Raw genomic sequence first — 16,103 nt, 5'->3', positions numbered from 1 at the left:
CTTAAAGACATTATAAAAACATGGTGAACCACAAAAGCCGCTACAGATGAGAAACAAGATTCTAGCACAAACCTTCCCCCTTTTTGAAAAGGGGGCTGGGGGATTAGAGACTACTTTTAGGTCAATCATCCCAACCTCCTTCGCCAAGGAGGAGTATCCTTGCAAACATCATTCCGATCAATTCCATAGATGTTTATCTGCTAGTAATTTACCTTTTGAAAAGAGAGTTATAAGGATTAAAAGCACAGAAACTCAAACATGAAAACAGGACGCATACTCATTATAGACGACAACGAAGACCTGCTCAAAGCAGCTCGTATTTTCCTGAAACGCCATTTCGGGCAGATTGATCTGGAGAAGGACCCCACCCTAATTCCTGACCTGCTCAAGAATGAATCGTACGATGTGATTCTGCTGGATATGAACTTCACGCAGGATGTAAATTCGGGTCAGGAAGGCTTTCATTGGCTGGATAAAATTCTGGAGATTGATCCCTCTGCTGTGGTGGTATTGATCACTGCTTTTGGCTCAGTAGATATGGCTGTTAGAGCCATTAAAGCTGGAGCTACAGACTTTGTGATGAAGCCTTGGGAAAATGAGAAGCTGCTGGCTACCATGCTCTCGGCAATCAAGCTTAGGTCATCCAAAGCAGAAGTTCAGCAACTCAAAGACCAACAGGAACTTATGAGAGAAGAGTTAGATCATAAGTTCAAAGATATTATCGGTCAATCTCAAGCGATGATCAAGGTGTTTGATACCATTGATCGAGTAGCCGGAACCGATGCCAACGTACTGGTTTTAGGTGAAAACGGAACCGGAAAAGAACTGATAGCCCGTGCAATTCACCGAAACTCCAATAGAGCAGACAAGCCTTTTGTGACTGTAGATTTAGGTGCTATCACCGAGACCCTCTTCGAATCGGAGTTATTTGGGCATGTACGCGGTGCTTTTACCGATGCCAAAACCGATCGTGCAGGACGCTTTGAGGTGGCCAATGGCGGAACCCTTTTCCTCGATGAAATCGGCAACCTCTCTCCTGCGCTACAGGCCAAACTATTGACAGCCTTGCAGAATAAGCGCATTTCACGAGTTGGTTCGAATAAGGTGCTGGATGTAGACATTCGCTTGATCTGCGCCACCAACATGCCGCTTTATGAAATGGTGCAAAAGGGAGAGTTCAGGCAAGATTTATTGTACCGAATCAACACTATTGAAGTAACCTTGCCATCACTAAAAGAGCGACATGAAGATATTCGCCTACTGGCAGAGCATTACTTGGAGCAGTTTGCTAAGAAGTACAACAAGGACATTTATAAGTTCTCGGAGGCCACAATAAAGCGACTGGAAAAGTATCACTGGCCGGGCAATGTGCGTGAGCTTCAACATGCTGTAGAAAGGGCTGTAATTATGAGCAGAGACAACATTCTGCAGCCGGAAGACTTCTTCTTTAATTCTTCAAATCAGCCAAAAGACCAGAGTGAAATCAACCTGGAGCAGTATAATCTGGAAGATGTAGAGCGAATTCTGATCCGTAAGGTTTTGGCCAAACACAACGGAAACATTACCCATGCCGCTCAGGAACTGGGACTTACACGTTCATCTTTGTACCGAAGACTAGAGAAGTATGGGCTTTAACCGTTTCCGCTTATTTGTGCTACTGCGAGTGATTATTCTATTCATCACCGTTTCGGCCTTTGTTTACCTGATATTCTTCGATGAGAAGTACGTGACCACTGTGGTAACCGGCTTCCTGATCATCTTCGAAGTCTTTGAGCTCTTCAACTACATAGAAAGTACCAACAAGAAGCTCAGGCGCTTTTTCGATGCCATCAAGTACAACGACTTCAACATGAGCTTCACCCATGATAATAAGCTGGGAAAGACTTTCAAGGAGCTCAATATGGCTTTCAAAGAGGTGATTGATGCCATTTTGCTGGAACGCCAGAAACGTGAGGAGTTCTTTCAGGAATTACAAGTAGTGGTTGAAAACATAGCCTCGGGCATAGTGTCCATCGATGAGGAAAACAAGGTGAAGTTCATTAACCGATCAGCCCTGAACCTGCTTAACCTCAATAATGACCGAAATGTCTCCATCAACCGTTCTTATCCAGAAATCAGGGAGATTTTGAAGGAACTGGGCAGTCATTCAAGAATTATTTATAAGACCAAGAATGGCAGCGAGTTGGCGGTGTTTATTACGCGATACAAATTGAGCAATGAATCATTTCGATTGTTAGCCTTCCAAGACATTAAGGCTGAACTTCAATCGCGTGAGTTAGAAGCCTGGCAGAACCTTACCAAAGTGTTGCGGCATGAGATTATGAACTCCATTGCGCCTATTTCATCCCTCACCTCCACCCTGAAGGAAGTGATAGCCGAAGATGTACAACGCTCCCCCAATGCCAACCTCATTTCTGATGATAGCCTGGACGATCTTGAAGAAGGTCTGCGCACCATATCAGGTCGATCTGATGGGCTCATCAACTTTATCAATGCCTATCGCGACTATACGAACCTACCGGAACCCAATCTCCAAAAGCGCGACATTAACAGAGTGGTGGAAAGCTCTGTGGCTTTGATGAGAAATGAGTTCACTGAGGGTCAATTGGTATTGAAAACTCTCAAGCGCGAAACCATCGTCTCCTTAGACGACCAGTTAATTGAACAAGTGCTCATCAACCTGATTAAGAATGCCAGAGAAGCCATTGAAAATCAGCCAGATGGAAAAGTTGAGGTAAAAGTTGACTTCCGTGACGGCAAAACCACTGTCTCAATTCAGGACAATGGCCCGGGCATTACCGATGAAGCCAAAGAGAAGATTTTCATGCCCTTCTACTCCACCAAAAAGCGTGGTTCAGGTATTGGGCTAAGTCTATCCAAACAAATCATGCAGCTCCATGGTGGTGACCTAAGAGTAGAAAGTGAGATTGGAAAAGGTGCTATATTTATACTTAGTTTTTAAAATACTTATTCAACAATCTCATGAATTCCAAATACACACAAATTATAGGTCTTATTCTGGCCATACTCATTCTTCTATTTTCATTTCTAATGGTCTATAAGGGGGGTGTCTTTCTTGCAAGAAACTTTGAGCGAATTGATACAAACATATTAGCGACTGTTATTGCTGGCCTTGTCACAATTATAGGGTATTACATAACTAGATATTTTGAGAAGAAGAAAGAGATTGAGCGCCAAATAAGGGAACAGAAACTGCCTACTTATCAAGAGTTCATTAACTTTATTTTCAAGGTATTTGAAACAGCAAGCAATGATGCCAAGTTAAATTCCGAGGATCTGCAAAAGGACTTTTGGTCAATGAACAAGAAATCCACTTTATGGCTATCAGATAGATCTCTTAAAGCTTATGTAAAGTGGAAAAAACTTTCAGCTGAGTATTCCAAAATGCATAAACATTCAACGCTAGAGAGTCTGGAAGTTCTAGTGCTATTAGAGGATTTGTTGTTTGAAATTAGAAGAGATATTGGACATAAAAATAAAGACCTCAAACGAGGTGATATTTTGAAGTTATTCGTTACCGACCTTAATGAATACCAAATAGGTTAATCAAAATGAACAAAATAACACGGTAGAGAGATGTCCCAACGTGCTCTTGGGACCCCATAATACTTGAAATATCTCCTATGATTTGGGCTTTTATTAATCATAAAAAGAAATTAGCCGAACCATCACAGATGGGCTTATGTCCACATTGTAAAGAGCAAGTTTACTCAAAATGTGGAGACATTTATATTTGGCATTGGGCACATAAAAATAACGATGCTTGTGACTCTTGTTATGAACCAGAAACATATTGGCATAAGCACTGGAAACTAACTTTTGGAGTTGAGCATTCAGAGAGAATCGTCAAGAAGGGTAAAGCTTGGCATACTGCAGACATACTTACCGATAGCAATGTGGTTATAGAACTTCAAAACTCCCCAATAGCCAAAAGTGTAATTGAAGAAAGAGAGCTATTTTACGGGGAAAGAATGATTTGGGTAATAAATGGAAACAGTTTTAAGGAAAATTTTCGACCTATTCCATTTCCCAAAAGACATCCTGATTGGTATTTGAGTGATTATGAACGAACATTTGAAGAAGCTCATATTTGTTATGAATGGAGTTATGCCCGAAAATGCTGGAAAACGTCTAAGAGACATGTGTTTGTAGACTTCGGTGATGATACGTTATTCTGGATAAAATCAGGATTAGGAACTCCTAGAGGAACCGGAAAGATGATAAATAAGAAAGGCTTCATAGATAAATATGGTGGAGATTATCAATATTATATAGACCACAAAAATGAATAACACAACAAAAAATAAGTAATACGATTTTAACCGTTACCTACATTACTATGACTAGACAAATTGAACCCAATTCACTTCATTTCGTTATCTTTGAATAATTACGATTATGGAAAATCTAAGTCTTTATACTCTAATCAATAATCTCCCAGCGCATGTAAAGCAGGAGGTTCGTGATTTTGTGGAATCTCTCAAAAAGAAAACTAAGAAGGATGAGGAAACTCCAAAGAATCGCCAATTCGGTGTGTTAAAAGGAAAGATTTCCATGTCCAAAGATTTTGATGAACCACTAGCAGACTTTAAGGAATACATGTAAACCTCATGGGATTTTTACTAGACACGCACACACTACTCTGGTTTCTATCAGGTAACAACTCTATTTCTAAAAAGGCCAAACATATCATCCTTGACAGAAAGAACAAATGCTATGTAAGCATCGCTTCACTATGGGAAATAGCTATTAAGATTAAGCTTGACAAGCTTTCAATTGACACAAGATTTAAAGAACTCTCTGACCTACTTCACCAAAACGATATTGAAATCTTACCGATTACATTTGAGCATATTTGTAATCTGCTTGACTTGGAGGAAGCACATAGAGACCCATTCGATCGGATAATCATATCAACAGCTAAAACAGAGAATATTTCTGTAATTACAAAAGACGGAAATTTCAAAGGGTACAAGAATTTAGAAATTCTTTGGTAGTACTAGTGGTACTGTCTCGCTTAGACCGTCTATTTGAAGTCTTAGGGAGACCCTAAGACTAGCTGCTCTACCACGATTGCACAAATAATTCCCCTCTTCCCCTTCCTTTAAAAACTCACATCGGCTATTTTGCCTCTCAATGAATTGGCAGCCATTACTTAGCTCCCTCAGTGGAGATTTATATACTGACGAAACCCACAGAAGGCTCTATGCCACCGATGCTTCGGCCTACAGAGAATTACCTCTTGCTGTAGCCGTTCCAAAGGGCAAACAAGACCTTATTGCATTAGTCAAATTCGCTTCAGAGAATAATACTTCACTGATTCCCCGAACAGCAGGAACCTCTCTGGCCGGTCAGGTAGTGGGCGGTGGCATTGTAGTAGACCTCTCCAAAAACTATAGCCAAATCCTGGAAGTGAATGCTCAGGAAGGCTATGCCTGGGTGGAGCCGGGCATTGTTCGAGATGACCTCAATAAGCACCTGGCTGACCATGGATTCTTCTTCGCGCCTGAGACCTCAACGGCTAACAGGGCTATGATTGGCGGCATGATTGGAAACAACTCATGCGGCTCTAATTCAGTGGTTTATGGAAGTACTCGTGAACATTTACTAGAAGTTGAAACCATTCTGTCCGATGGTTCAGAAGCCTGGTTTGGCCCCATGGACTCCGGTGAATTTCTGAGCCGATGTAATGGGCTTTCTACTACAGGTTTATTGCATAACAACATCTACTATAAAACAAGAGAGATGTTGAGCAATGAGGCAAATCAAAAGGAAATTGTAGAGCACTTTCCAAAAGCCGATATCCCCAGAAGAAATACCGGTTATGCATTAGATATGTTGCTCAGGCATGAACCATTTACCGAAGGAGGCACTCCATTCAATTTCTGTAGCCTTATTGCCGGTTCTGAAGGTACACTCTGTATGGTGACCAAAGCGAAGATTAAGCTCACTCCTCTTCCGCCCAACAACAAACGACTGGTATGTATCCACTCAGAAACTATTGACGATAGCCTTAAAGCTAATTTGGTGGCGTTGAAATATGCGCCATCGGCCTGCGAACTAATGGACGATTACATTTTGCAAGCCACCAAACGCAACCCAATGTATCGCGAACTGCGATTCTTCGTAGAAGGTGATCCACAAGCCATTCTGGTGGTCGAATTGAATGGCGAAACACCTGAAGAAGCCGACCAAAAAGTCACTGATCTAATCTCCAACCTAAAAGCTGAAGGAAGAGGATATGCCTATCCGGTTATTCAGGGGGAACAGATCAAATCCGTGTGGAACCTCAGAAAAGCCGGACTCGGGCTGCTCTCTAATGTTCCTGGCGATGCCAAGCCTGCACCGGTTATTGAAGACACGGCTGTAGATGTACAGGATTTCCCCGCCTATATCGCAGAATTCAATCAAATTCTCGAAAAACATGGCTTATACTCTGTGCATTATGCCCATGCCGGTTCTGGTGAATTACACTTGCGGCCAATTCTAAATCTGAAAACGGCCGAAGGACAAAAGCAATTCAGAATCATAGCCGAAGAAATTGCTACGCTGGTTAAGAAATATAAAGGTTCACTTTCAGGAGAACATGGTGATGGAAGACTTAGAGGCGAGTTTATTCCTCAAATGGTGGGTGAACACAACTATGAGCTAATCAAGCAGATGAAGCAAATCTGGGATCCTCAGAATATCTTCAATCCGGGCAAAATAGTAGACACCCCTCCAATGGACAGTTTCCTTCGCTACGATGTAGATCAGGAGACCAGAGAGTTCGACACCATGTTCGATTTCTCTGAAAACCAGGGGATTCTCAGAAGTGCTGAACTTTGCAATGGATCGGGTGACTGCCGCAAATCGGAGCTGAGTGGTGGCACCATGTGTCCCAGCTATATGGCTACCCGAAACGAGAAAGAGACCACCAGAGCCAGGGCCAATATTTTGAGAGAAATGCTGACCCGTTCAGACAAAGCCAATCCTTTCGCTCATGAAGAAATTAAGGAAGTAATGGACCTTTGCCTAAGCTGCAAAGGCTGTTCTTCTGAATGTCCCTCTAATGTCGATATGGCTAAACTCAAGGCTGAATGGCAGTATCAGTATTATAAGGAAAAGGGAGTTCCTACAAGAGCCAAACGCATTGCCCATTTCTCCAAAAGCATGAAGTTGGCCAGCAGAGTACCCTGGGCTTATGATATGATTTTCAGCAATCAGCTCACAGGAAATTTGGCCAAGTCCATTGCTGGTTTTGCCAAGGAACGCAGTATGCCTGAACTGGCCAAGAAACCACTTAAACGTTGGCTAAACAAAGAATTCCGACCTGAAAAGAAAGACAAAAGAGTTTACTTCTATTGCGATGAATTCACCAATTACAACGATGCTGAAATTGGTAAGAAGGCCGTCTTGCTACTCGATAAACTCGGCTATGAAGTCACCTTTGTAGATCACCCGGATTGTGGCAGGCCTCAACTCTCCAAAGGACTGTTGGACGAAGCCAAAGAACTGGCCGAAGCCAATGTGAAGCTGTTTGCGGATATAGTCTCGGAAGAAGTGCCTTTAGTGGGCATAGAGCCTTCCGCTATCCTCACTTTCAGAGATGAGTTTATAGGCCTAACACGGGGCGAGCTGCAGGAAAAAGCGCGTAATCTAGCCAAGCATGTCTTTACTATAGAAGAGTTTTTAGCCAGAGAAATTGATCGAGGTTATATCAAAGCGGAGCAGTTTTCTGCAGAAAAGAAACTGATCAAAGTGCATGGACATTGTCACCAGAAGTCGCTTTCCAGTATGACGCCTACTAAGAAGATACTGAGTCTGCCGAAGAACTTTGAAGTGCATATGATTCCCTCAGGATGCTGTGGAATGGCTGGCTCTTTCGGCTACGAAAAGGAACATTATAAACTCTCCATGAAGATTGGAGAATTGGTGCTCTTCCCTACTGTGAGAAAACAACCGGAAGAAGTAATTATAGCTGCTTCAGGCACCAGCTGCCGTCATCAGATCAAAGATGGAACGGGAAGAAAAGCGCTGCATGTGGTGGAGATCTTGTTTTCGAATCTACAAGGTAATTTATGATGAGGGCACACACTAGATACCTCTTTATACTTTGCCTAGTTCTTTCCTGTGAAGCAGAGAGGAAGGATTCTTTAAAGGAGTCTGAGGAGTCACCTGATAAAAGTGAAATTCAAACCATTGAAAAGTTGACTCCAAAGCAGTTTGAGTCTTCTATTAAGCCTATATCTAAAGAACCGGATTTTGAAAAGCTGGAAGATAAGCAAGCCAGACTGCTTCAACTTTACAAAGAAGCGTTAGAAGAAAATCCAGTTAATTTTTCTGATACTATCAATTTTGAAGGTGAGGACTGGTGGCCTTTCTGTAGGGAATACTGGAGACAACTTTCCGCAGTTAGAAAACTCAGTCTAGATTATTTCAATTTATTCGTCCTCGAACCTTCCAAGAAGGATTCAGGTATAAGTCAAAAAAATAAGGCATTCATAAATCGATTAGCAAAAGAGCTGAATTCATCAGTTGAAAAGCATGCGGAAAGGTATGCTCCCGAATCAATCATTTTTGCCATCGTCCATTTATCTAATGCTCCATCTGGCACATACAGTACTCAACATCATCTTAAGGTAAAGAATAACTATCAGGTGATAGATAAGGATCGATTATTGGTGAAAAAGTACGAAAATAGTCAAGAATGGACTTTTGAGCAGGAGAATAATATTCCTATCAGATTTAATGAGGGTGTCCTTGACACCATCTCTGTGTTTCAAAATTCCAAATTCTATGGATACTCTGAGTCAATAAAAACAGATATAAACCTCACAGCATTTGGCACTGCTACTTCGGAGTGTGAAACGGAGTATTTCTATCAGGTTTCTAATAGAGAAAATTTGACTAAGCACCTTAAAATGGGCTCAATGTTAGATTTTGATTTGGAGGCTTACAGAGATGAACGAATTGATCAACAGATCAATATCAATAGATGTGGTGATTGTCCAAGTAGTAATTTCAATGTGTTTGCCAAGCTTGCAGGTTCTGATCATCTCTATTTTGCTTATGCTTCAAGCGGGGAAACTCCTGGTCTAATGCTCATATTGAGAGTTGAAGAAACCTTCATTCCTATTTTAGTAAATACTACGGATCAGTTTGGTTGTGCTTGCTTATGAAGAACCTACTCCAGATATTATCTCTTGGCATCGTCAGTTTCCTTTCCGCCTGTTCTGACCAAACCGACAAACTCGCCATCGCCACAGCTGCCAATATGCAGTTTGCTATGAATGCCTTGGTGGAAGCGTATGAAGCCGAAACGGGAACCGAATGTGAGATCATCCTTGGCTCATCCGGTAAGCTCACAGCACAAATTCAAGAAGGTGCACCTTACGATCTTTTCTTCTCAGCAGATATGAAATTCCCGGAAGCGCTCAAGGCTACCGGTAATACCATTGGTGAACCCATAATCTATGCCCAAGGTCAGTTGGTACTTTGGACAAGCCGAAAATCTCCACTTCATAGAGTAATTGAGATCACCAGAAAAGAGACTAATCATATCGCCTTGGCCAATCCTAAAACAGCCCCTTATGGGGAGGCTGCCATGCAGGTGCTAAGGAACTTAGATTTATATGACATGGTCAATAGCAAACTGGTCTATGGTGAAAGCATTTCTCAAGTCAATCAATTTGTTCTTTCAGGCGCAGCAGAATACGGCTTCACCGCAAAGTCAGTTGTGCTTTCTCCCAATATGTCGAGTAAAGGGAATTGGATTACAATACCCGATAGCCTACACGCCCCTATCAATCAGGCTATGGTTATACTCAGAAATGAACGAAGCATGACTGATGAAGCCCAGCGTTTTATGGAATTTGTGCTTTCTGAGAAGGGTAAAGCCCTATTGCAGAAGTTTGGTTATAAGACTCCCCCATCCAAACCTTTCCCCACCGAAGAAAGGCTTTAGTGCCTGCTCGTTGTTACAGCTTAATTCTAAACCAGCAGTGTCCAAAGATCCCTCCAGGCAGATGGGTTGGAGGCACAGTCAACTTCTAACCTTAGAAAAACCACCTTCTATGAAGAATACATGGATTTTCTTAGCAAATTTAAGCTGACTAACTCAAAACATTGGGTAACGTCATTCTGAATTCATTTCAGAATCTAGTTGAATTCATTTCAGAATCTAGCTGAATTTATTTCAGAATCTAGCTGAATTTATTTTAGGATCTGATAGCAACTTGATTCAGAATTTAAAAGACCCTGAAACCTGTCTTTGCCACAGGTACGTTTCAGGGTGACGGGTCTAACTTTTGAAATTATCAACAATACTCTGAATTGAACTCTTTCAAAGCCAAAATCATAGACATCAAAACCTCCGGTAGCTTTTCATTAGTGAGCTTAGAGGCCATTGGCTTAAAGCTGAAAAGTATTGTAATTGATACGCCTCAAACAGCCGATTATCTGCAAATAAATCAGGAAGTAAGCGTGATTTTTAAAGAACTTGAGGTTTCAGTGGCAACAACGCCCAACTTACCCATCAGCTTGCAAAATCAGATTCCCGGCTCCATCATTGCTCTTCAAAAAGGTGAACTCTTGGCCCGGATCACTCTGCAGACTCAAGTTGGCCCAATCACCTCCATCATCACTGCTGTATCGGCTGATGAACTGGAACTAACTGTGGGGCAAGAGGTTTTTGCCCTAATCAAAACCAACGAATTAATGCTTTCCAGGGAATGAACTGGTCCCCCATCATATTGTCCTTAGAGTTGGCTTTGGTAACCACTATACTGTTGTTTGTGGTTTCTGTTCCTCTAGCCAATTGGCTGGCTGAAACTAAATCGAAGATAAAACCAGTAGTTGAATCAATGATCAGCTTACCATTGGTGCTACCTCCTACCGTACTTGGCTTTTATCTATTGGTGGCCTTCAGTCCGAACAATGCCTTTGGCAACTGGTTGCAGGAAACGATTGGTGTTCAACTACTTTTCTCTTTTCCCGGGCTTGTGCTTGCTTCCATGATCTACAGTCTTCCGTTTATGGTACAGCCCATTCAGTCGGGGCTCACCAGCCTTTCATTAAACATGAAAGAGTCTTCATATGTTTTAGGTCAATCTAAGTTCACGACCTTACTTCACGTTCTTTTACCAAACATCAAACCCTCTATTCTAACCGCCATAGTACTTTCCTTTGCCCATACGATGGGCGAATTTGGAGTGGTTTTAATGATTGGTGGCAATATACCCGGAGTTACTAAAGTGGCTTCCATTGCCATTTACGATGAGGTGGAGTCGCTGAACTATGCCGCAGCACATCAATATGCGCTGGTTCTGCTGCTTATCAGTTTCAGTATTTTGGTGACCGTTTACAGCTTGAACAAGAAAACTAACCTTACCGGAAAGCATGCTTGAAGTAAAAGTGATTAAGCGATTGGAAGCAGCCCGTGGCAGGCTTGAACTTGACTTAGAATTTCAATGTCGCCCCGGTGAGTTTTTAGTGATTTCGGGCCAATCAGGAGCCGGAAAGACCTCATTACTCCGAATGATTGCCGGGTTGATGAATCCTGATTCCGGAAAAATTCAGTTCAATGATCAAACTTGGTTCGGCCCAAAAATCAACCTGAAGCCACAAGAACGGGACTGTGGGCTAGTTTTCCAGCAGTATTCCCTCTTTCCTAATATGACGGTAGAAGGTAATTTAAAATACGCCTTAAGGGGCGGCCAGTCGGAATCTGATATGGAGGAGTTGCTCGACATTATGGAAATAAAGGGTTTGAGAAATCAGAAACCGACTATACTATCGGGCGGGCAGCAACAACGGGTTGCTTTGGCCAGAACTCTAGTGCAAAAGCCAGGGCTATTACTTCTGGACGAGCCCCTTTCGGCCTTGGACAGACCGATGAGAATCAGGCTTCAGGAGTATCTAAAGGAAGTTCATAAAAAGTATAAACTCACAACCATAATGGTTACCCACGACCCCTCAGAAGCACTTAAGCTAGCTGATAGAATTATTGAGATTGAAGAGGGAAAAGTTGTTCGAGAAGGCAAACCCACTGAGGTATTCGGAAATAAGAGTCTCAGCGGAAAGTTTCAATTTACCGGAACGGTAATAGACATTCAGGAGGAAGAATTATTGGCTATTGCTTCAGTGTTAGTGGGTAATCAACTGATCAAAGTGGTGATTAGTGATGTGGAACAAAAAAGCCTTCGAATTGGTGATGAAGTAATCGTTGCATCGAAGGCTTTCAACCCTATAATTAAGAAAGTTTAGCTTCTAAAAATCACCTCCTCCAACCTCACACTCTTTGGAAATTACCGTATGTAAGAACGGTTTAGGTGTATCGGCCAACATGGCAGTACAAACCAAACAGTCGGAGGCAGGTCTTTGGTCAACAATTTTCACAAACAGTATGTCGCCAATTTGGACACCACTGTCACATGGACTCACCATAGTTGTAAACACATTCTCATAAGTTGTACCGCTACTATCCGTCCACGTATTGGCGACATCGTCAGGTACGGCTCCCCCTATCACTTGGAAAATTGCATTGCCGCATATCTGATCGATAATTTTTACCTGAACACAATCAACAGTAGGTTGATTGTCACATGAGCTAATGACCAATGCAGTCAATAAGGAAAGAATAATGCTAAGTCTTTTCATCTTAATTATTTGTGTTTACAGAACCAAAGAACTCCATTGGCTATGGTAGCTTTTAGTATTCCACCTCTTATATTGTTTAGTAACGATTCTACATACCACAGTCAGTAACTATTTCGGTATAGTAGAACTGCTTGGGACTATTGGCCGGTAAGGCCAGGCAAACTGCACAATCAGTCTCTTTTCGTTCCTTCGTAATCTTCATTAAAACAGTTTCTCCCCGGGCCGGTAAATAACTATCGCATGGATCGAGAAAGGTACTGAAGACATTATCGTACGTAACGTTGTTATGGTCTGTCCAACTTTCAGTTACTGGAATGCCCGCATTGCCCGAAACAACCTGAACAACCGCATTTCCGCAAAGTTCGGCTACTATTTTCACCTCCAAACAGGTTTCACCTTCGTTTTCGCAAGATGAAAGACTTACCAGAGCAATGAACGCCAAAGCAATACTCAATTTCTTCATGATTCTAGTGTTTGTGTGGTTAGACCATACTCGACCAAAAAAGGTTGGAATTTAGTGCAGAGAGAGTTGCTTTTCTAATGGATAGATATGAGTTTGTAAGCATGAAAGCATTAGTGTGCGAACAATTCGGGCTACCGGAAAACCTTTCTGTGAAAACGCTTCCACTCCCCGTGCCCAATGAGCAACAGGTGCTTATCGAAGTGCATGCCTGTGGAGTGAACTTCCCTGATGCGCTGATTATTCAGAACAAGTACCAATTCAAACCTCAGCTCCCTTTTGCTCCCGGTGGCGAAGTGGCCGGTCGGGTGGTGGAAGTGGGTAGTGAAGTGAAACACCTAAGCCAGGGCGACTTGGTTTTTGCTCTCACCGGCTGGGGAGGCATGGCTGAGTACGTGGTGGCTGAATCGCACAAATGTATGCCTGTTCCTGAGGGCATGGACATGATTACTGCTGCAACAACCATGTATAATTTTGGCACATCGCTTTATGCTCTAAAACAGCGAGCACAATTAAAAAAAGGCGAAAAGCTGCTGGTTTTGGGGGCTTCTGGTGGAGTTGGACTAGCCGCAGTTCAGATTGGCAAGCAAATGGGCGCGCATGTGATGGCCGCTGCAAGTTCTGAAGAAAAGCTAGAAATCTGCCTGCAAGCCGGAGCCGATGAAACCCTCAACTACTCAGAACAAAATCTCAAGGAAAAAGCCAAAGCCATGACGAATGGAGATGGCTTTGACGTAATATACGACCCTGTTGGAGATCAATATGCTGAACCCGCAGTTCGCTCTTTGGCTTGGGGCGGAAGGTATTTAGTAGTAGGTTTTGCCGCTGGTGCTCCTTCTGCCATCAGAATGAACCTGCCTCTGCTCAAAGGAGCTTCCATTGTAGGTGTTTTCTGGGGGGCTTTTGCTCAAAAGCAACCCAAAGAAAGCAAGAGGAACTTCGAGCAGATTCTTCAATGGATTCAAGAAGGAAAAGTGAAACAGCATATCCATAAAGAATATCCCTTAAAGCGAGGCGCTCAAGCTATTCGAGACCTTATGGACAGAAAAGTAATCGGTAAGAATGTGGTGATTATTGATTAGAGTTAAGGTATACCGTGCTCCCCTCCAACTGAGCCATATCTATGCCGAATCCAGCTCGACAATAACCGGGCTTAATCTTCACAGAAAATACCCTTCGGGAAATAAATCTGTCTGTGATAATAGGTCATTAAGCCCTTTTTCACCAATTCATGGTTGGCGAAAAGCTCTTCAATTCCTCCCTCCTGACCTGATTTATATATAATAATCTGACCCTCGTTGGTATTGAGATTAATGGCTCCGACTAACTCAGCTTTGTCTTTGTACTTTCCCTTTAGCTCTTTCAGCAAATTTTCAGTAAAACGATTAGTTTTTACCCCAACAATATTCTCATTATCCTTATTTGGCTCAAAACGCACAAAATAGTAGGTAGTCATTTCTACATCGGCTTCATCCTTGTGCCAAAGTGTACATAATTTCCCTTCCATCAGATCAAACGGGTAGACTTCCAGCTTAAAACGTCCGGCAGAAATGGCCGGATCAGAATTCAAAATTGCTTCCGTATCAGCCATATTGGTATCGAATAGAAAAATTCCACCGCCCGTGTAGAAGGGCCCCGCAGCGATCATCTTCTTTTCCTTCACCAATCGGTTAATGTTGGCTAAATGTCCCGCTTGAAGGCTATCTACTTGCTCCTTGGGTAGCTCAGCCCTGTCTGGATTCGTGTTCAGGAAAACGAAGGTATACCTACCATCTCCATATTGCCCGTAAGATTGCGTGGCAACCATTAAGAATAGTGTCAGCCAGGTTATTTTGAGTTTCATATCAATAGACTAATGAATAATGAAAGTAATAAGGTTTTTGGAAGTTTAGAAGTTATGAGTCTGAAGGATGTCCACAGAAATTTTCACTCGACCAGCTTTTCTCCTGCAGGGCACACCGAGCATAGAACTAAACGGCATCTAAGTTCTCTTTGAGAGACTCTACCGGAGATAGAGAGCCTGTTAAAACCTGGTTCATCAAACCGTAAAGTATAATTCACATAAGCTACATCCTAAACGCTGTTTCCAAATCAATACATCCTTATCTTAGCACAAAATTTACAACATGAGAAAACTCCTTGCTCTTTCCTTAATCCTGGTGGCTACCGTTTCCATGACTTCAAGTAGTTATTTCTGGGGTCAAACCGGACATCGAACTATAGGACATATTGCCGATGGTATGCTGAGTAAAAAAGCCAGAAAGCAGGTGCAACGTGTTCTGGGCTCAGAAACATTGGCCGAAGTGAGCACATGGATGGATGAAATAAGGTCGGATCGCTCCTACGATTATGCCAATACCTGGCATTATTGCACAATACCCGATGGCATGACATATGAGGAAGCACCCGAGCAAGAAGGAGGTGATGTAATTTGGGCCATTGAAACCATTATCGAAGAGTTAAAGGCCGGGCAACTTTCGGCCCAAGAAGAAGCCACTAAACTCAAGTTTTTAGTACATCTGGTTGGCGATATTCATCAGCCTTTGCATGTGGGGAATGGTGAAGATAGAGGCGGAAATGATGTTCGAGTTCAGTACTTTGGAAGTAACACTAATCTGCATAGCGTATGGGACAGCCGCATGATTGATGGCAAACAATTGAGCTATACCGAATTTGCCGATTGGGTAAATCATGCTTCTAAAACTCAAATTAAGGAATGGCAATCGGCTACGGTGCGAGAATGGGCATATGAGTCTATGTCTTACCGTAAACAGGTTTATGATATTCCTGAAGACGGGCGAATAAGCTATGAATATGGCTATAAGTACTTCGACATTATTAAGCTTAGGGTGCTTCAAGCTGGCGTACGCTTAGCTGGTGTGATCAACGAAATTTATGAGTAACTCAAGAGGTTACATCTTTCGTTCACCGAATTCTTCAGAGTTCATGGCATGAAACACTGATGGGCATTTGAAGCCCCTAA

At 42.5% G+C, this 16,103-nt stretch carries 17 protein-coding genes; 14 read left to right on the top strand and 3 right to left on the bottom strand.

What is annotated here, in order from left to right; translation table 11 throughout:
* The first annotated feature begins 258 nt into the window (after positions 1-258).
* The 12 genes from B3O12_RS14040 (at position 259) to B3O12_RS13985 (ending at position 12,267) form a co-directional block, all read left to right on the top strand.
* Positions 259-1,635 (top strand): sigma-54-dependent transcriptional regulator, encoded by a 1,377-nt coding sequence (locus B3O12_RS14040; protein WP_286756733.1) that lies wholly within the window; start codon positions 259-261, stop codon positions 1,633-1,635.
* Entirely contained in the window at positions 1,625-2,962 is a 1,338-nt protein-coding gene (locus B3O12_RS14035; protein ID WP_286756732.1) for a sensor histidine kinase, read from the top strand. The genes B3O12_RS14040 and B3O12_RS14035 overlap by 11 nt, the downstream gene beginning before the upstream one ends.
* Before the next feature lie 20 nt (positions 2,963-2,982).
* Positions 2,983-3,567, top strand: coding sequence for a hypothetical protein (locus B3O12_RS14030; RefSeq protein WP_286756731.1), 585 nt, complete (start codon positions 2,983-2,985; stop codon positions 3,565-3,567).
* Positions 3,568-3,644: 77 nt separating this feature from the next.
* Positions 3,645-4,313 carry a competence protein CoiA family protein gene (locus tag B3O12_RS14025; protein ID WP_286756730.1) on the top strand — a complete coding sequence of 223 codons (669 nt, stop codon included), beginning with the start codon at positions 3,645-3,647 and terminating at the stop codon, positions 4,311-4,313.
* 106 nt (positions 4,314-4,419) lie between these two features.
* The gene (locus B3O12_RS14020) at positions 4,420-4,626 is read left to right on the top strand and encodes a type II toxin-antitoxin system VapB family antitoxin (protein ID WP_286756729.1); all 207 of its coding nucleotides are present in this window, start codon (positions 4,420-4,422) and stop codon (positions 4,624-4,626) included.
* Between the two features lie 5 nt (positions 4,627-4,631).
* Positions 4,632-5,018 (top strand): type II toxin-antitoxin system VapC family toxin, encoded by a 387-nt coding sequence (locus B3O12_RS14015; protein WP_286756728.1) that lies wholly within the window; start codon positions 4,632-4,634, stop codon positions 5,016-5,018.
* 139 nt (positions 5,019-5,157) lie between these two features.
* Positions 5,158-8,085: an FAD-binding and (Fe-S)-binding domain-containing protein gene (locus tag B3O12_RS14010; protein ID WP_286756727.1), complete on the top strand. Its 2,928-nt coding sequence runs from the start codon at positions 5,158-5,160 to the stop codon at positions 8,083-8,085.
* Complete coding sequence (locus B3O12_RS14005; RefSeq protein WP_286756726.1) at positions 8,082-9,182, top strand: hypothetical protein; 1,101 nt, start codon at positions 8,082-8,084, stop codon at positions 9,180-9,182. Before B3O12_RS14010 ends, B3O12_RS14005 begins: the two co-directional genes overlap by 4 nt.
* Positions 9,179-9,967, top strand: coding sequence for a molybdate ABC transporter substrate-binding protein (modA, locus tag B3O12_RS14000; protein WP_286756725.1), 789 nt, complete (start codon positions 9,179-9,181; stop codon positions 9,965-9,967). Before B3O12_RS14005 ends, modA begins: the two co-directional genes overlap by 4 nt.
* A 368-nt stretch (positions 9,968-10,335) precedes the next feature.
* Positions 10,336-10,737 (top strand): TOBE domain-containing protein, encoded by a 402-nt coding sequence (locus tag B3O12_RS13995; protein ID WP_189631255.1) that lies wholly within the window; start codon positions 10,336-10,338, stop codon positions 10,735-10,737.
* A complete protein-coding gene (modB, locus tag B3O12_RS13990) occupies positions 10,734-11,408 on the top strand; it encodes a molybdate ABC transporter permease subunit (protein WP_286756724.1) in 675 nt (224 codons plus the stop codon). The genes B3O12_RS13995 and modB overlap by 4 nt, the downstream gene beginning before the upstream one ends.
* Positions 11,401-12,267 (top strand): ABC transporter ATP-binding protein, encoded by an 867-nt coding sequence (locus B3O12_RS13985; RefSeq protein WP_286756723.1) that lies wholly within the window; start codon positions 11,401-11,403, stop codon positions 12,265-12,267. Before modB ends, B3O12_RS13985 begins: the two co-directional genes overlap by 8 nt.
* A gap of 3 nt (positions 12,268-12,270) precedes the next feature.
* Here B3O12_RS13985 and B3O12_RS13980 read toward each other — a convergent pair whose 3' ends face one another.
* Both B3O12_RS13980 and B3O12_RS13975 read right to left on the bottom strand, forming a co-directional pair.
* Complete coding sequence (locus B3O12_RS13980; RefSeq protein ID WP_286756722.1) at positions 12,271-12,660, bottom strand: hypothetical protein; 390 nt, start codon at positions 12,658-12,660, stop codon at positions 12,271-12,273.
* Positions 12,661-12,748: 88 nt separating this feature from the next.
* Complete coding sequence (locus tag B3O12_RS13975; RefSeq protein WP_189631251.1) at positions 12,749-13,123, bottom strand: hypothetical protein; 375 nt, start codon at positions 13,121-13,123, stop codon at positions 12,749-12,751.
* Positions 13,124-13,224: 101 nt separating this feature from the next.
* Here B3O12_RS13975 and B3O12_RS13970 point away from each other — a divergent pair, with 101 nt between their 5' ends.
* Positions 13,225-14,202, top strand: a complete 978-nt coding sequence (locus B3O12_RS13970; RefSeq protein WP_286756721.1) for an NADPH:quinone oxidoreductase family protein — start codon at positions 13,225-13,227, stop codon at positions 14,200-14,202.
* Positions 14,203-14,273: 71 nt separating this feature from the next.
* Here B3O12_RS13970 and B3O12_RS13965 read toward each other — a convergent pair whose 3' ends face one another.
* On the bottom strand, positions 14,274-14,963 hold the full coding sequence (locus tag B3O12_RS13965) for a YciI family protein (RefSeq protein ID WP_286756720.1): 690 nt from the start codon (positions 14,961-14,963) through the stop codon (positions 14,274-14,276).
* Positions 14,964-15,246: 283 nt separating this feature from the next.
* On the opposite strand from B3O12_RS13965, the gene B3O12_RS13960 reads away from it, so the two are divergent.
* Complete coding sequence (locus tag B3O12_RS13960) at positions 15,247-16,023, top strand: S1/P1 nuclease (RefSeq protein WP_286756719.1); 777 nt, start codon at positions 15,247-15,249, stop codon at positions 16,021-16,023.
* Positions 16,024-16,103 lie beyond the last annotated feature (80 nt).

It is taken from the genome of Roseivirga sp. UBA838 (genome assembly GCF_002296035.1).
Classification (GTDB): Bacteria; Bacteroidota; Bacteroidia; order Cytophagales; family Cyclobacteriaceae; genus Roseivirga; species Roseivirga thermotolerans.
This window is presented reverse-complemented; position numbering and strand designations above follow the sequence as displayed.